10 protein-coding genes are annotated in these 17524 nt (G+C 39.5%); 8 read left to right on the plus strand and 2 right to left on the minus strand.

What is annotated here, in order from left to right:
* Positions 1–135: 135 nt before the first annotated feature.
* Complete coding sequence (mgtE, locus tag ABN256_RS03340; RefSeq protein WP_072068437.1) at positions 136–1599, plus strand: magnesium transporter; 1464 nt, start codon at positions 136–138, stop codon at positions 1597–1599.
* Between the two features lie 83 nt (positions 1600–1682).
* Here the strand turns inward: mgtE and ABN256_RS03345 are convergent, their stop codons facing one another.
* Positions 1683–1904, minus strand: a complete 222-nt coding sequence (locus ABN256_RS03345; protein WP_349439123.1) for a hypothetical protein — start codon at positions 1902–1904, stop codon at positions 1683–1685.
* 770 nt (positions 1905–2674) lie between these two features.
* Between ABN256_RS03345 and ABN256_RS03350 the strand changes: the two genes are divergently transcribed.
* Positions 2675–4048 carry an MFS transporter gene (locus ABN256_RS03350; protein WP_197269073.1) on the plus strand — a complete coding sequence of 458 codons (1374 nt, stop codon included), beginning with the start codon at positions 2675–2677 and terminating at the stop codon, positions 4046–4048.
* A gap of 161 nt (positions 4049–4209) precedes the next feature.
* On the opposite strand, the gene dtpA is transcribed toward ABN256_RS03350, so the two are convergent.
* A complete protein-coding gene (dtpA, locus tag ABN256_RS03355) occupies positions 4210–5676 on the minus strand; it encodes a dipeptide/tripeptide permease DtpA (protein ID WP_196554056.1) in 1467 nt (488 codons plus the stop codon).
* A 561-nt stretch (positions 5677–6237) separates the two neighbouring features.
* On the opposite strand from dtpA, the gene ABN256_RS03360 reads away from it, so the two are divergent.
* From ABN256_RS03360 to trhP, 6 genes are all read left to right on the plus strand, one after another.
* On the plus strand, positions 6238–7473 hold the full coding sequence (locus ABN256_RS03360) for an MdtA/MuxA family multidrug efflux RND transporter periplasmic adaptor subunit (protein ID WP_196554055.1): 1236 nt from the start codon (positions 6238–6240) through the stop codon (positions 7471–7473).
* A complete protein-coding gene (locus tag ABN256_RS03365; RefSeq protein ID WP_196554054.1) occupies positions 7473–10604 on the plus strand; it encodes an MdtB/MuxB family multidrug efflux RND transporter permease subunit in 3132 nt (1043 codons plus the stop codon). The genes ABN256_RS03360 and ABN256_RS03365 overlap by 1 nt, the downstream gene beginning before the upstream one ends.
* Entirely contained in the window at positions 10601–13684 is a 3084-nt protein-coding gene (mdtC, locus tag ABN256_RS03370; RefSeq protein WP_349439124.1) for a multidrug efflux RND transporter permease subunit MdtC, read from the plus strand. The genes ABN256_RS03365 and mdtC overlap by 4 nt, the downstream gene beginning before the upstream one ends.
* Complete coding sequence (gene baeS, locus ABN256_RS03375) at positions 13681–15057, plus strand: envelope stress sensor histidine kinase BaeS (RefSeq protein ID WP_196554052.1); 1377 nt, start codon at positions 13681–13683, stop codon at positions 15055–15057. The genes mdtC and baeS overlap by 4 nt, the downstream gene beginning before the upstream one ends.
* Positions 15058–15079: 22 nt before the next feature.
* A complete protein-coding gene (gene baeR / locus ABN256_RS03380; protein ID WP_072068476.1) occupies positions 15080–15787 on the plus strand; it encodes an envelope stress response regulator BaeR in 708 nt (235 codons plus the stop codon).
* A 119-nt stretch (positions 15788–15906) separates the two neighbouring features.
* Complete coding sequence (gene trhP, locus ABN256_RS03385) at positions 15907–17286, plus strand: prephenate-dependent tRNA uridine(34) hydroxylase TrhP (protein ID WP_075674055.1); 1380 nt, start codon at positions 15907–15909, stop codon at positions 17284–17286.
* The last annotated feature ends 238 nt before the right edge of the window (positions 17287–17524 follow it).

A 17524-nucleotide genomic window follows, 5' to 3' on the forward strand; every position in this document is an offset into this window, starting at 1 on the left:
ACCATAATATGAACATCATCAACGCAATATTGTTCAAGATTCATATTTTTTATACGGAGAAAACCGATAATCATCCTAAAATGGAATAATTAGTGTTAATGGTTATCTCCCTCGTAAGAATTAAAAAGGAATAACATGTCTCAACCAGCTATCAACAATGATACTGCGGCTGCCATCAATCCGTATTCACAAAAAGTGGCACTCCTGCGTCAGCAAATTTTGAGTATCTTTCTTGAAGATGATCATTTTGTTGAAACCGTTTTAGGGGAAGCAAGTGAAAATGATAGGCTGAGCCACCATGAACTTCATGAAAAAATCACCACTGTTCGAGAATTACTACAAGATCTACACGCGGCAGATATTGCAGATATTCTTGAAGCCCTTCCCTATGACGAACGTCTCGCATTGTGGCATTTGGTTGATAATAATGAACGTGGTGCTGTTTTAGTCGAAGCGTCTGTCGCCGTTTGGGACAGTTTAATTAAAGATATGACCGACCGTGAATTATTACGATCGGTCGCCACATTACATGTGGATGAGCAAGCATACATTGCAGAGCACTTACCCCGCGATACAATGCGTCGCCTTCTTACCTATTTAGAACCAAGCCTGCGTAATAGGATAAGAGAAGTCCTGCAATATCCAAAAGACAGCGTTGGTCAAATGATGGACTTTGAGTTCGTCACTGTGCGAGGCAATGTAACGTTAAAAACCGTACAACGCTATCTGCGCCAACGAGGCTCTATTCCTGAAGCAACGGATAAAATTTTCGTTATTGATAATAAAAATCATCTTTTGGGCGAACTTCCATTAACCACTGTTTTAACGCAATCTCCTGACAAACTTGTCTCAGATGTGATGAAAACAGATACCGTCAGTTTTATGCCAGAAGAAAAAGGCGAAGATGCTGCGGGCGCGTTCGAACGTTATGACTTAATTTCAGCTGCTGTGGTTGATAGCAATGGCCTTCTTATGGGGCGATTAACCGTTGAAGATATTGTTGATAACATGCATGAAGAGAGCGATACCAATATTCGTCGTATGGGGGGCTTGAGCCCAGAAGAAGACGTTTTCGCTCCAGTTGGACAAGCTGTTAAAACACGTTGGACTTGGCTTGCTATCAACTTATGTACTGCTTTCGTTGCCTCCCGTGTTATCGGTGTCTTTGAAGATACTATTTCACAATTAGTTGCCCTCGCCACACTAATGCCAATTGTTGCTGGTATTGGGGGTAACACAGGTAATCAAACTATTACAATGATTGTACGTGCCTTAGCACTACACCAAATTCAAACTGGAAGCTTCTCATTCTTAATTTTAAGAGAGCTTGGTGTCGCCTTTATCAACGGTATTGTTTGGGGAGGGATAATGGGTATTGTCACCTTCTTCCTCTATGGTGACCTTGCTATGGGCGCAGTTATGACGATGGCAATGGTGCTTAATCTCTTAATGGCCGCCATGATGGGTGTATTAATCCCGATGACCATGATTAAATTAGGTAAAGATCCCGCCATTGGTTCTAGTGTGATGATAACCGCCATTACAGATACTGGTGGTTTCTTTATATTCTTAGGTTTAGCCACCATTTTCTTAGTTTAAAATAACGCAATAATAAATCATTACACTAACGCCACTGTTAATAAAATACAGTGGCGTTTTTTTGAGTAACCAACAATAAATAATTAAGCCGTTGTTGAAAGGTAATAGTAAATGAGTAGCAATACGATGATCAGCGATGTGATAAAGGTTTTTTTAACAGAAGCACTCAGAGCATAATTATCACTGTATTTGGTGTTATTTAGAATGGTTTTTAACGCTAAACCACCACCTAATGCAACGACAGAAAGTGAGGCAAACAGAACAATTGTAGCTAAGAGAATAGCACTCATAGAGATAGAGACCATAAATCCTCCGACAGTTCAATTGACTTACTGTTGTAATTATAACCAAAAATAACTTTTTTGATGCTTATTTTTGTTTTTATTTTTCATTTAAGAAGTCGCTCAAAAAAATCACATCATGCATAAAAACACAAAAATATGATTATGATTACAAAATTAATTGGCATTTAATTCCAATAATTATTAATTTATTGAAACTAATACCCACAAAAGCCAAATTTAACATACAGTAGAATATACTAATAATCTATTTCCTATCAGATCATATCTTTCACTATTAATACGAATAGCTTTATTAATTATCTAATAATAACTTTTTTTACAAAAAATAATAAATTAAACTCATATCGATTTTATTATTTAATCGTTTATTTAAAGCATAATAAATATATTCAATATCACCTCGTTTTTATTTAAAAATATTAAAATTCACCTCATAAAAAACAATATGTAATATTTTTATATTATATATGGCATTTCCTATTTATTGATATAACATATTGCGATATAGATAAATTATAGATATTAAACTTGATAATTGTTAGCTTTCAAGTCTATTTGATTGTTTTATTTTAACCTATTTACATCATTAAGAGCTTCCTGTTATAACTTAAACCATCATCACAACATTATTCTTTCTCACGTAAATAGCCTATAAATAACCACTTAATGTTATTTATTTCCACCCTATTTTATTTGCTGATCCTAAAAGAATGTATTTGTGACTTTATTAGTTATTTATTTTATCACGATGATTATTATAGGTTGTTATTATGACATCACAATCACACTCCACTCAGCCGTTGAGTCAACCTACGGCAAGACCATTAAATCGCAACGATTATAAAACGTTGGGTTTATCCTCACTAGGAGGAACTTTGGAGTTCTATGATTTCGTGATCTTCGTGTTCTTTACGAAAACATTGAGCCATTTGTTCTTTCCCGGTGATAACGCCTTTATTGCACAGATGCAGACATTAGGTATTTTTGCTGCCGGTTATCTCGCTCGCCCTTTGGGGGGCATTATTATGGCACACTACGGCGATATTATTGGCCGTAAACGCATGTTTACTTTAAGTATTTTTTTAATGGCTGTTCCAACATTAATTATTGGTTTATTACCCACTTATGCCAGCATTGGGATCGCAGCCCCATTATTGTTGTTATTAATGCGTATCATGCAAGGTGCTGCTATCGGTGGCGAAATGCCAGGTGCTTGGGTATTTATTGCAGAACATACACCAAAACAACGTTATGGCTTAGGTGTTGGAACATTAACATCAGGTATTACTGGCGGTATTTTATTAGGATCGATCGTCGCAATTATCGTTCAGCGCAGTTATAGCGCTCAAGAAGTTAATGATTTTGCTTGGCGTATTCCCTTTATTTTAGGCGGAATATTTGGCTTAATCTCTGTTTACTTGCGTCGATTCTTGCAAGAAACTCCAATCTTTAAAGAGATGGCCGCAAAAAAAGCCTTAGCACAAGAAATGCCTGTAATTTCTGTTATTAAAAACCATAAACAAGCGTGTTTAATTACGGCTGCATTAACTTGGTCTTTATCAACAGCCATTGTTGTCACCATATTGATGACACCTAGTGTAATTGTTGAAGGGATTTACAAAATTGATAGAACCACCTCATTGGAAGCGAACTGTGTTGCAACATTAACCTTAACTTTAGGTTGTATCTTCTGGGGCTGGATTGGCGACAAATTAGGAACACGTGTTTCAATGACATTATCATGGGGTGGTTTGATTGTTACTGCATTCCATTTCTATGGCAATTTAGATACAGCAATGTCAGGTTTTCAGTTGGCATTTAATTATGGATTGATGGGCTTTTTCGTTGGTGCGATTGCAACAACACCAATTGTTAGTACAAGAGCATTTCCACCATCGATTCGTTTTTCAGGATTGTCTTTTGCTTATAATATGGCTTATGCCGTGTTTGGTGGATTAACTCCAATGTTAACAGGTGCATGGTTAGAAAAAACAGCTATGGCGGGCGCCTATTATGTCGCAGGAGTCTCATTCTTAGCAATTGCTGTCGCATTCTTACCTTTGGCTTATAAAGGTTGGACTGCGGTAAAGCCAGCTACCCATGAAAAAGACGTTGCATTACAAATTGATAAAGTGGTTGGTTAAGTCTTTATCAATGTTATAAATGACCCCTTATACAATACCGCCCTTATTAGGGCGGTATTTTTTATGGCGGCAATTTTTCTGAATTAGGTAATCCTCAACACAAAAAAGGATGCCTTGTGGCATCCTCTATTTTCTTCAGCTTTCTTTTTTAATGCGACACATTACTGTGTCATTTTGCTCAGCATTGGTGCAGTTAAAAGCATTAAGATTGCAATAACACCAGTCACAATACCGATTTGTAGGAAGACACTGCTGTAGATTTCTAATGAGGCATGTGCGCTTTGAACATCTTCTGGTACCGCCATTAAACTTGCCACTTTACCTGCAATAATTGCAGCAGCTGCCGAAGTTAAGAACCAAGCACCCATGATAAAGCCCATTAAACGCTGTGGTACAAGTTGGGCAACCATTGCAAGGCCAAGCCCTGAAATCATTAACTCACCAATACTTTGGAAACCATAACTTGCGACTAACCACCATGAAGAGACAATCCCTGCTTCATTTGCCATGCTTGCACCCAGTGGTAACACTAAAAATGCTGTTGCACTTAAGAACATTCCAACAGTGAACTTATAAGGCATAGGTAATTTATCGCCCATAAAGTTATATACAGCTGCTAATAATGGGCTTGCTAACATGATCCAGAATGGATTAAGTGATTGGAATTGCTCTGGTTGAACGCTAAAACCTAAGATTGAGTGTTCAACGTTATGGATCGCAAAGAAGTTTAAAGATGTTGGCATTTGATCGTAAAGAACAAAAAAGACCACTGCTTCAACCATCAGTAAAAATGCCACAATCATCTTACGGCGAGCAGCCCCTTTCATCATAAAGGTTTCACGCGCAAAAATAAGGATGATACCTAATGAGATCACGGCTAAAGACCAACTTGCCACTTCATTATTATGTAATAACCAAGTCGATACTGCCGTTAAAGCAACGATCCCCACCAGCGTTAATAACAATTTTAAATAATTAAGCGGTTCAAAATCAGGTTTAGAGCCTTTATCTTTGATCCATCCTCGACAAACCATAAAGTTTGCTAAGGTGATCAGCATACCTACAACACTTAATGCAAATGCTACATCCCAACCATAATTAGCTGCTAACCATGGTGTTGCTAGCATAGATAAGAACGAACCTACGTTGATAGACATATAGTACATGGTAAATGCACCGTCTAATTGTGGATCGTTTTTCTCATAACAGGTTGCAAGTAATGAGGATGGATTTGCTTTAAATAAACCATTACCTACAGCAATGGTTGCAAGTCCCCAATAAATCACATCTTTATCGTGATCTGAGAAAGCCACCATTGCATAACCAATTGCCAGTACGATTGCCCCAAGGATAATAACCCTTTTAGTACCAAGAACTTTATCCCCAAGCCATCCACCGATAGCAACAAAACCATAAACCAATGCGGTAAATGCAGCAAAAACGGTGATTGCTTCCGCCTCACCCATGCCCAGCATTTTAACCAGGTAAACGGCCATGATCCCTTGCAGACCGTAATAGCCAAAACGTTCCCATAATTCGATTGAGAAGATGAGATAAAATGCGCGAGGCTGTTTAAATGCATTCAGGCTCGGTTTTTGTCCATCGTCAGGTGTGTTTGCAGTTGACACTAAAAACCTCTAATTATTTTATTACGCCTTTATATTTAGGCTAATTTTTACAAAAATGATTATTTTAAGACAGAGTTAAAGCTCGGTGAATTTCATACTGGATTGTTATTCTTTGAAAAGAGTTCAAACACAGAGAAAAACAAGGTTGGCATTCTATCACTGGAAAGCATAATTATCTAAGAATTATAACTAACTATTGCGTTTTATCATAGTTACAGGCATTTGTACAAAATAGTTATGCGTTCAAAAAAACATCAAGCAAAATAACTTACTGATTATCAATAAATTATTTTCTACTTAATTATCCCTATATAAACAATTAAGCCACGCTATTGTTTGTCCGTTTTTTAATAAATAATGGCTTATTGAATAACAACGATAAAATAATGCCAGTATCATTTTATTTTAACTGCTTAAAATAAAGCCAATAAAACACATTCCTTGACTTAATTTCCATATTTCCTCCATTTTTAACTGTGTAAAAACAGGTAGAATGTCACTATTCCAAAATTTCATTTCAGTATTTCTGATTAGCTAGTTGCCAGTGGGATCACAAAAGTAATGAATAAAAATAAAAATGCTAAAAAAAGAGTTTCTCTTATTATCGCTTTAATCGTCGTAGTCGCAGGTGCTTACGCCTATTGGCAATTTAATGCAGCAAAAACAACTACACCTGAAAATAAAGGAACTCAAGCAACAAGCTCACAAAGTCGAAGTACAACTGGATCTCGTCGCCCTCCTATGCCACCCGTTCAGGTTGCAACATCAATACAAGAAGATGTGCCTCAATTTTTATCAGCTTTAGGTACAGTGAAAGCAACTAATAGCGTCACAGTGACGAGTCGTGTTGAAGGTCAATTAATGGCTTTACATTTCACGGAAGGGCAGCAGGTTCAAAAAGGTGATTTATTAGCAGAAATTGACTCTCGCCCATTTGAAGTGCAATTAGCCCAAGCCAAAGGACAACTTGCAAAAGATCAAGCCACATTAGCTAATGCACGTCTTGATTTAGCGCGTTATCAGAAGTTGGCAAAAACGAATTTAGTCTCACAACAAGAGTTGGATAATCAGCAAGCTTTAGTGAAACAGTCAGAAGCAAGTATCCGTATTGATGAGGCTACAATCAGTAATGCACAGCTGCAATTAACTTACAGTAAGATTACGGCACCGATTTCAGGTCGTGTGGGATTAAAACAAGTTGACGTGGGTAACTATATTTCAGGTGGCTCATCAACGCCGATTGTGGTTATCAATCAAATGGATCCCGTTGATGTGCTTTTTACATTGCCAGAACAAGATTTAGCAAAAGTTATTCAAGCACGTAAGAATAGTGCTGATTTGCCTGTCACCGCATTAGACAGAAATAACCAGTTTGAATTAGCTCAAGGAAAATTATTTAGTGTTGATAACCAAATTGATGCCACTACTGGCACCATTAAATTAAAAGCACGTTTCCCGCAACAAGAGACAACATTATTTCCTAATCAATTCGTCAATGTCCGTCTTTATATCACCACATTAGAAAAAGCGGTTGTTATTCCGAATGCGGCTTTGCAAATGGGTAATGAAGGTCACTTTGTTTGGGTTGTGAATAACGAAAATAAAGTTAGCAAATTACGCGTGGAAGTCGCCTTACAAAATGCAGAAAAAGTTGTGATAGCTTCTGGTTTATCAGCAGATCAGCGTGTTGTAACGGATGGTGTGGATAGATTAACACAAGATGCAAAAGTCGAAATCGTGACACCTACAGTACCTAAAAATAAAGAAAATAACCGTGTAGTTGCGGAGAAAGCGTAATGACCGAAAAAACACACGGTACAGGTGGGGGACCATCTCGCTTATTTATTCTGCGCCCAGTTGCAACAACTCTTTTTATGGTGGCCATACTGTTAGCTGGTATCGTTGGTTATCGTATGTTGCCAGTGTCTGCCTTACCTGAAGTTGATTACCCGACAATTCAGGTCGTTACTCTCTATCCTGGAGCAAGCCCTGATGTGATGACATCCGCTGTCACTGCACCACTTGAACGACAATTTGGGCAAATGTCTGGGTTAAAACAGATGTCATCACAAAGCTCTGGTGGCGCTTCAGTGATCACTCTGATGTTCCAATTAACCTTACCATTAGATGTTGCAGAACAAGAGGTACAAGCTGCGATAAATGCAGCGACGAATCTACTACCCTCCGATTTGCCTTACCCACCGATTTACAGCAAAGTAAACCCAGCTGATCCGCCTATTTTAACTTTAGCGGTGACGAGCTCAACATTACCGATGACACAGTTGCAAGATATGGTTGAAACCCGTATTTCGCAAAAAATTTCACAAGTTAATGGTGTAGGTTTAGTGGCATTAGCCGGTGGTCAGCGTCCCGCAGTTAGAGTCAAACTCAATGCACAAGCCGCAGCGTCCTACGGTTTAGACAGCGAAAAAATTCGTGTAGCAATCAATAATGCGAACGTTAACTCAGCGAAAGGAAGCCTTGATGGCCCTACTCGTTCCGTAACATTATCGGCTAATGACCAAATGAAATCATTAGAAGATTATCGCCAACTCATCGTTGCCTATAAAAATGATGCGCCTATTCGTTTATCTGATATCGCAACTATCGAGCAAGCACCTGAAAATAACCAGTTAGGTGCATGGGCAAATAACGAACAGGCAATTATTATAAATGTTCAACGTCAGCCCGGCGTTAACGTTATTGATACCACTGATAATATTCGTAATTTATTACCAGATTTAGTCTCTAATTTACCTAAATCAGTGAATGTTGAGATCTTAACCGACAGAACCACAACGATCCGGGCATCAGTTAAAGATGTACAATTTGAGCTTGGCTTAGCTATCGCACTTGTAGTGATGGTGATTTATCTCTTTTTACGTAATGGTGTCGCAACTTTAATTCCAAGCATTGCCGTACCACTTTCATTAGTAGGTACATTCGCAGTAATGTATTTCTGTGGTTTTTCTGTCAATAATCTCACCTTAATGGCATTAACGATTGCGACCGGCTTTGTTGTCGATGACGCCATTGTTGTGATTGAAAATATCTCCCGCTACCTTGAGCGTGGTGATAAGCCGTTAACAGCCGCTTTAAAAGGAGCCGGCGAAATTGGCTTTACCATTATTTCACTAACGTTCTCTCTGATTGCCGTACTGATCCCCCTGTTATTTATGGGAGATATTGTTGGCCGTCTATTTAGAGAGTTTGCAATCACCCTTGCTGTCGCTATTCTAATCTCTGCGGTGGTTTCGCTGACATTAACGCCAATGATGTGCGCGCGATTGCTAAAGCCTGAAAATGAAATCAAACACAATCGTTTTGAAATAGCATGTGAACGCTTCTTTGAAAAAATGATTGCCGTTTATGCCGTGTGGTTAAAACGTGTGTTAAACCATCAATGGATAACCTTAGGTGTTGCACTCAGCACTTTGGTGTTGACTGTTTTGCTGTATATGTTTATTCCTAAAGGCTTTTTCCCATTACAAGATAATGGATTATTACAAGGCACCATCGAAACCTCACAATCTATTTCTTATCAATCGATGGTTGAAAAACAGCAGCAAGTGGTTGATAAACTCATTGATGATCCTGCGGTTGATAATATTGCCAGTTTTGTCGGCATTGATGGTAGTAATGCAACACTCAATACAGGTCGATTACAAATCACATTAAAACCCCTTGATCAACGCGACTCGCGTATTGATACAATAATTCCTCGTCTACAAGAACGCATAGCCTCTATTTCAGGCATAACGCTCTATTTGCAACCCACACAAGATCTAACAATTGACACGCAAGTTTCTCGTACTCAATATCAATTTACGTTGCAAGCAACATCATTAGATGAATTGGCGTATTGGGTACCAAAGCTTTCTCAATCATTAAAAAACAGCCCAGAACTAACCGACATCAGCAGCGATTGGCAAGACGGTGGCATGATGGCGTATATCAAAGTGGACAGAGATTCTGCAAGTCGCCTAGGCATTACAATGAGTGAGATTGATAACGCACTTTATAATGCTTTTGGTCAGCGTTTAATTTCAACTATCTACACTCAAGCAAATCAGTACCGTGTTGTATTAGAACAAGATATTCGCAGCGGTGATGGCTTACAGGCGCTCTCAGCTGTACATTTAACTGGCAAAGATGGCGCTATGGTACCACTGCTTTCAATTGCCTCGGTAGAACAGCGCTTAGCACCACTTTCGATTAATCATCAAGAACAATTTCCTTCAGCAACATTCTCATTTAATGTTGCCGAAAAATCGTCTCTTGAAGAAGCAGTCAAAGCGGTAAAATTGGCGGAAGAGCAAATCTCGATGCCAAGAGATATCACTACTCAATTCCAAGGTGCAACACTCGCCTTTGAAAGTGCACTTTCAAGTACTTTATGGCTGATTATCGCAGCTATTGTAGCAATGTATATTGTGCTCGGTGTGTTATATGAGAGTTTCATTCACCCTATTACTATTTTATCTACACTACCGACCGCGGGTGTCGGCGCATTGCTCGCATTAATGGCCGCGGGTAATGAGCTTGATATTATTGCTATTATTGGGATCATTTTGCTTATTGGGATCGTAAAGAAAAACGCGATCATGATGATAGACTTTGCCCTTGCAGCAGAACGAGAACAAGGTTTAACCCCTTACGAGGCTATTTACCAAGCGTGTTTATTACGTTTTCGTCCAATATTAATGACAACAATGGCGGCACTTCTCGGAGCTTTACCTTTAATGTTAAGTACTGGTGTGGGTGCAGAATTACGCCAGCCATTAGGGGTTTGTATGGTCGGAGGCTTAATTATGAGCCAGATCTTAACTCTGTTTACTACGCCAGTGATTTATCTACTGTTTGATAAATTATCACTCTATGTAAACCGCAATAAACACATTGAGAATAATAACGGGGCTGTATCATGAAGTTCTTCGCCCTCTTTATTCAACGACCTGTAGCAACCACATTACTTAGTTTAGCAATTTCTCTTTGTGGTGCATTAGGCTTTATGTTACTTCCTGTTGCGCCTTTGCCTCAGGTTGATTATCCCGTTATTAATATCTATGCCTCATTACCTGGGGCTTCGCCTGAAACTATGGCATCTTCTGTTGCTACACCGCTTGAACGCTCTTTAGGGCGAATTGCGGGTATTGATGAGATGACCTCTAGTAGCTCGCTTGGCAGTACCAGCATTACGTTGGTATTTGACTTGAATAAAGATATCAATACTGCTGCTCGTGATGTGCAAGCAGCGCTAAATGCGTCACAAAGCTTATTACCTTCCGGAATGCCAAGTCGCCCACGTTATTATAAATCAAATCCTTCTGATGCACCGATAATGATCTTAACGTTGACCTCTGACATACAAAATACAGGAGAGCTTTACGATCTGGCATCAACCCGCCTTGCACAAAAAATCTCACAAATTGAAGGAGTAAGTGAAGTTTCTGTTGGTGGAGGATCATTACCCGCAATACGTGTTGCTCTCAATCCTGATGCGCTATTTAACCAAAATGTTAGCCTTGATGATGTGAGAAAAGCAATTAACCAAGCGAATGTGCGACGCCCTCAAGGCTTTGTCAATAATGATGAAAATCGTTGGCAAATTCAAACCAATGACGAGTTAAGCAAAGCGGTTGAATATCGCCCAATCATCGTGCATTACAATCAAGAAGCTGTTGTGCGTTTAGGCGATGTTGCGCAAGTCACTGATTCGGTACAAAACTCACGCGCAGCAGGGATGAGTGGCGGCGAACCTGCTATTTTACTGGTTATTCGCCGTGAAGCGGGAGCCAATATTATTGAAACGGTTAACCGTATTCGTGATGAACTTCCTGAATTACGTGAACTTATTCCAGCCAATGTCGATTTAAAAGTTGCCCAAGATAGAACCCCCACTATCCGCGCATCATTAGCAGAAGTTGAACGTGCGTTAGCCATTGCTGTCGCACTCGTAATTCTAGTCGTATTTTTATTTTTACGTTCAGGCCGTGCTACGCTTATTCCTGCCGTTGCTGTACCCGTTTCATTAATTGGTACTTTTTCAGCCATGTATCTTTGTGGCTTTAGTTTAAATAATCTTTCATTGATGGCATTAACCGTTGCTACCGGTTTTGTGGTTGATGATGCCATTGTGGTACTCGAAAATATCTCTCGCCACATTGAGAATGGTTTAAAACCTAAAGAAGCCGCTTTAAAAGGGGTTGGAGAAGTCGGCTTTACCGTACTTTCGATGAGTATTTCTCTCGTGGCGGTATTCATCCCTCTGCTATTAATGGATGGACTTGTTGGACGATTATTTAAAGAATTTGCTATTACGTTAACCACAGCTATCGCTATTTCTTTATTTGTTTCGTTAACACTGACCCCCATGATGTGTGCGCATTTATTAAAAGGTGTCAAACCCAAAGCACAATCGCATTTGCGAGGATTTGGTAAGTTACTTTTCCGCGCTCAACAAGGTTACAGTGTCACATTACAAGGGGCTCTGCGCCATCGACGCTGGATTATGGCGATTTTTCTTGCGACTTTAGGCCTAAATGCTTACCTGTATATCAGCGCACCTAAAACATTTTTTCCCGACCAGGACACTGGCCGATTAATGGGATTTGTCCGTGCTGACCAAAGTATTTCATTCCAATCAATGAAAGAAAAAATGACCCGTTTTATGCAAGAAATAAATGCAGATAAAGACGTAGATAGCGTAACGGGCTTTACGGGAGGGGGGCGTATTAACAGTGGGTTTATGTTTATTTCCCTCAATCCACTGTCAGAGCGTACTGATAGTGCCAACCAAGTGATCAATCGTTTACGTGCCAAACTCGCTAATGAACCTGGCGCTAACCTCTTTTTAATGCCTGTGCAAGATGTTAGAGCAGGTGGGCGTCAGGCTAATGCCAGTTATCAATTTACTTTACTCGCTGATGATTTAAGCGAATTACGTAAATGGGAACCCATTGTACGTAAAGCATTAGGCGAACTGCCTCAACTTGTGGATGTTAACTCAGATAAAGAAGATAAAGGTGCTGAAATGGCACTAACTTACGATCGAGATACCATGTCACAATTAGGTATTAATGTCAGTGATGCGAATAACTTGCTGAATAATGCTTTTGGTCAACGTCAGATCTCCACTATCTATGCCCCACTCAATCAGTACAAAGTCGTCATGGAAGTGTCTGAACAGTATACACAAGACGTTTCTGCGTTAGATAAAATGTATGTGGTAAATAACCAAGGTGAGCGCATTCCGCTCTCTGCATTTGCAAGTTGGTATCCTGCCAATGCGCCATTGAGCGTCAACCATCAAGGATTATCTGCCGCCTCAACGATTGCTTTTAATATTCCTGAAGGTTATACATTAGCTGATGCAATTAATTCTATTGAACGCACAATGACCGAGTTGGGCGTACCCAATACCGTAAGGGGCACCTTTGCAGGTACGGCACAGATCTTCCAAGAAACCATTAAGTCACAGCTTATTCTTATCTTAGCGGCTATTGTGACTGTGTACTTGGTATTAGGTGTACTGTATGAAAGCTATATTCATCCACTCACCATTTTATCCACCCTTCCTTCCGCCGGTGTCGGTGCGTTATTAGCGTTACAGCTTTTTGATACACCTTTTAGCTTGATTGCACTTATTGGCATTATGTTACTCATTGGTATTGTGAAGAAAAATGCCATTATTATGGTGGATTTTGCGATCACTGCCCAACGCGAGGGTAAATTGTCAGCCAAAGAAGCCATTATTCAGGCGAGCTTATTGCGTTTTCGCCCGATTATTATGACAACCCTTGCCGCATTATTTGGCGCATTGCCATTGATGTTAGGAAGCGGAGATGGTGCAGAATTAAGACAACCTTTAGGGATAACAATCGTAGGTGGGTTATTAATGAGCCAACTCTTAACCCTTTATACCACCCCAGTTATTTATCTATTTTTTGATGGATTGCGTGAACGTTGGCAACAACGCCGTTTCAGCAAGAAAGAGGCTAAAGCATGAAACTGAGAAGCAAGCTGTTCTTGGTGATTTTCGCTACCTGTATGGTTGTAGTTCTTGCCATGCATATTGGTATTCGAGGTAGCTTTCAACAAGGGTTTATTGGCTATATCAAGAAAAACAGTGAACAGCGTGCAACTCTTTTAGCTGAAGCCTTAACAGATCAATATGCTTTAACCGGTGACTGGCGTTTTCTCAATAGAGATGATCGTTCTCTTTATCAAATATTACGCAGTATTGACCAAATAAGCCAAAGCAGTGAAGGCCCTCCACCAAAAGGCTGGCGCACACAGTTTTGGATTGTTGATAAAAACATGAAGCGCTTATTTGGTCATGACAATCAATTTCCTGAAGAAACCTTCAAAAAACCAATTACTTCTCATGATGAAATTGTAGGTTGGGTGATTGTCAGTGCCGCTGATAAGATTAGTAGTGAAGCGGATATCAGTTTTGATAAACAACAACTGCGTACCAGTTGGATAATTGCAGGTTTAACCGTTCTTTTAGCTTTACTTATTACACTGATCCTTTCTCGCAATATGATACGCCCCGTTAAACGACTGGTCGAAGCCACACATAAATTAGCCGCTGGTGATTTTGCTGTTCGTGTAACACCCAGTAGTAAAGATGAAATCAGCCAGCTCGCCACAGACTTTAACCAACTCGCCAGCACACTAGAGAAAAATGAGCAAATTCGTCGTGATTATATGGCTGATATTTCACATGAGTTACGTACACCCCTCGCTATTTTAAAAGGGGAATTAGAAGCGTTACAAGATGGTGTAAGAAAGCCCACGTCCGAGACATTAAACTCCCTTTTATTCGAAGTAACAAACCTGACAAAACTGGTGAATGATCTCCACCAACTTTCATTATCAGATAGAGGCTCACTCACTTATCGTAAAGATTTTATTGATATTAATGAGGTGATTTTATTAGCTGTTGCTTCTTATCGCCACACATATCACACCAAAGATATTGCCTTATATACTGAATTAGATGATATCTCTCCATTAATTGTACAAGCCGATCCTGACCGGCTTATTCAGCTTTTTCATAATCTATTAGAAAATAGTGTGCGCTATACCTATGCTGGTGGACAATTACATATCAAGACAAAAAAAGAGAATAACTGTGTATTGATAACCTTAGAAGATAGCGCGCCTGGATTGGATAAATCACAGTATCAAGCCGTTTTCCAACGCTTTTATCGTGCAGAAAGCTCACGAAATCGTGCTAGTGGCGGTTCTGGATTAGGTCTTGCGATTTGCGAAAATATCGTTGAAGCTCATAATGGTAAAATAAGTGCTATGCCTTCATCTTTAGGAGGCATGAAAATTCTTATAGAATTACCTGCATATTCTGATGATCTTTAAGCCTATAACCACTGAGCCAATAATGACTGCTGCCGAATCACCCTATTCAATCCTTATAGTTGAAGATGAACCCAAGCTTGCTCAATTACTTATTGATTATCTTCAAGCTTCAGGATATCAAACTCACTGGCTAGCAGATGGTGCTGAAGTTAGCCATTGTGTAAAACAACAACATTACGATTTAATATTATTAGATCTGATGTTGCCCGTTAAAGATGGCATTACGATCTGTAAAGAGTTACGTCAGTTTTCTGATATTCCCATCATTATGGTCACAGCCAAAACAGAGGAAGTAGATAGATTGCTTGGACTTGAGATTGGCGCCGATGATTATATTTGCAAACCCTACAGCCCAAGAGAAGTCGTAGCCAGAGTCAAAACTTTATTACGCCGTTTTTATCGACCACAAGATATTGTTCAAAGCGATAAGTTAGTTATCATTGATGAGCAGGCTTATCAAATCCAATATAACAATAAAATTCTCGACTTAACCACAGCTGAATTCCGTCTACTCAAAGCATTAGCGACACAACCCGGAAAAATATTAACTCGTGATCAGCTAATGGATCATCTTTATGATGATTACCGCATTGTGACGGACAGAACCATTGATAGCCATATTAAAAACTTAAGACGTAAACTTGAGCAACTTAACGATCAAATTGAATTTATTCGCTCAATTTATGGCCAAGGGTATCGTTGGGAGACACAAGCTTATCGATTTCGATGATATTTTTTCAGGAATACATTGAACCTCGCTACACTTAAGCGCTAGAATCCTCCCCTTTATGATATACCCCTACCCAATGTGTGGGGGACTGACTTGAAATCAGAACCAGGAAATTAACCATGTTTACACCCGAATTGCTCTCTCCTGCTGGCTCATTAAAAAATATGCGCTATGCATTTGCTTATGGCGCAGACGCCGTTTATGCAGGTCAGCCACGTTATAGCTTACGTGTGCGTAATAATGAGTTTAACCACGAAAACCTTGCCAAAGGTATTCAAGAAGCCCATGAATTAGGTAAACGCTTCTATGTTGTGGTTAATATCGCACCCCATAATGCTAAATTAAAAACCTTTATCCGTGACTTAAAACCCGTCATTGATATGGGTCCTGATGCGCTGATTATGTCTGATCCGGGTTTGATCATGATGGTACGTGAAGCGTTCCCTGAAATGGATATTCACCTTTCAGTACAAGCCAATGCTGTTAACTGGGCAACCGTAAAATTCTGGCGTCAAATGGGATTAACGCGAGTGATCCTGTCTCGTGAGCTCTCTATTGATGAAATTGCTGAAATTCGTAAGCAAGTTCCTGATATGGAATTAGAAGTTTTCGTTCATGGTGCATTATGTATGGCTTACTCAGGCCGTTGCCTGCTATCTGGCTATATCAATAAACGTGATCCGAACCAAGGTACTTGTACTAACGCTTGCCGTTGGGAATATAAAGTCGAAGAAGGCAAAGAAGACGATGTGGGTAATATCGTTGAAAAATACACGCCAATTCCAGTTAAAAACGTTGAGCCTACTTTAGGTGTTGGCGCACCAACAGATAAAGTTTACTTAATTGAAGAAGCCAAACGTCCTGGTGAATATATGACTGCGTTCGAAGATGAGCACGGTACTTATATCATGAACTCTAAAGACTTACGTGCAATTGAACACGTAGAGCAATTAACTCAAATGGGTGTGCACTCTCTGAAAATAGAAGGCCGTACTAAATCCTTCTATTACTGTGCCCGTACAGCACAAATGTATCGTCGTGCAATTGATGATGCTGTTGCAGGCAAACCATTCGATCCAACGTTGCTAACGACATTAGAAGGCTTAGCACATCGCGGTTATACAGAAGGTTTCTTACGCCGTCATACCCATGATGCATACCAAACTTATGAATATGGTTATTCTGTCTCTGATACCCAACAATTTGTCGGTGAATTCACCGGCAAACGCGTAAACGGTTTAGCCGAAGTTGATGTTAAAAATAAATTTGTTTTAGGTGATAGCCTAGAATTAATGACACCAACCGGCAATATTCAATTTACCTTAGAAGAATTGTTTAACAAAAAACAGCAACCAACTGATGTTGCACCAGGTAATGGTCACATGGTTTATTTATCTGTTCCTGAAGATGTTGATTTAGATTTCGCACTGCTGATCCGCAACCTACAAGGTACAACAACACGTCAGCCGCATAAGATTGATGCTGTAGAAGTGAAGTAAAGCGTCATAATCTGATTTAAAGTGATCAATTTCAAATACAGATCACATCAATAATGATTTGTTTACCGTATCATCAGTTCCGAAAAATAAAGAACTAGAATGAATACAGTAAGACTAGGAACCACCTCCTTGGCAAATCCAATCTCCCTTGGATTTGCCTTTTCTTTTTTCATTCCCGTTATCAACTCTCCTTTACGTAAACACATTCCCTTTTTCGTTATCATTTGTAAAAAAAATA

Source organism: Proteus sp. fly-1008 (genome assembly GCF_040140305.1).
In the GTDB taxonomy this organism is placed as follows: Bacteria; Pseudomonadota; Gammaproteobacteria; order Enterobacterales; family Enterobacteriaceae; genus Proteus; species Proteus vulgaris_B.

Bases quoted from the DNA above. Each gene is read 5' to 3' on its own strand.
- mgtE (WP_072068437.1), top strand. From the start codon at position 136: ATGTCTCAACCAGCTATCAACAATGATACTGCGGCTGCCATCAATCCG.
- ABN256_RS03345 (WP_349439123.1), bottom strand. From the start codon at position 1,904: ATGGTCTCTATCTCTATGAGTGCTATTCTCTTAGCTACAATTGTTCTG.
- ABN256_RS03350 (WP_197269073.1), top strand. From the start codon at position 2,675: ATGACATCACAATCACACTCCACTCAGCCGTTGAGTCAACCTACGGCA.
- ABN256_RS03360 (WP_196554055.1), top strand. From the start codon at position 6,238: ATGAATAAAAATAAAAATGCTAAAAAAAGAGTTTCTCTTATTATCGCT.
- ABN256_RS03365 (WP_196554054.1), top strand. From the start codon at position 7,473: ATGACCGAAAAAACACACGGTACAGGTGGGGGACCATCTCGCTTATTT.
- mdtC (WP_349439124.1), top strand. From the start codon at position 10,601: ATGAAGTTCTTCGCCCTCTTTATTCAACGACCTGTAGCAACCACATTA.
- baeS (WP_196554052.1), top strand. From the start codon at position 13,681: ATGAAACTGAGAAGCAAGCTGTTCTTGGTGATTTTCGCTACCTGTATG.
- baeR (WP_072068476.1), top strand. From the start codon at position 15,080: ATGACTGCTGCCGAATCACCCTATTCAATCCTTATAGTTGAAGATGAA.
- trhP (WP_075674055.1), top strand. From the start codon at position 15,907: ATGTTTACACCCGAATTGCTCTCTCCTGCTGGCTCATTAAAAAATATG.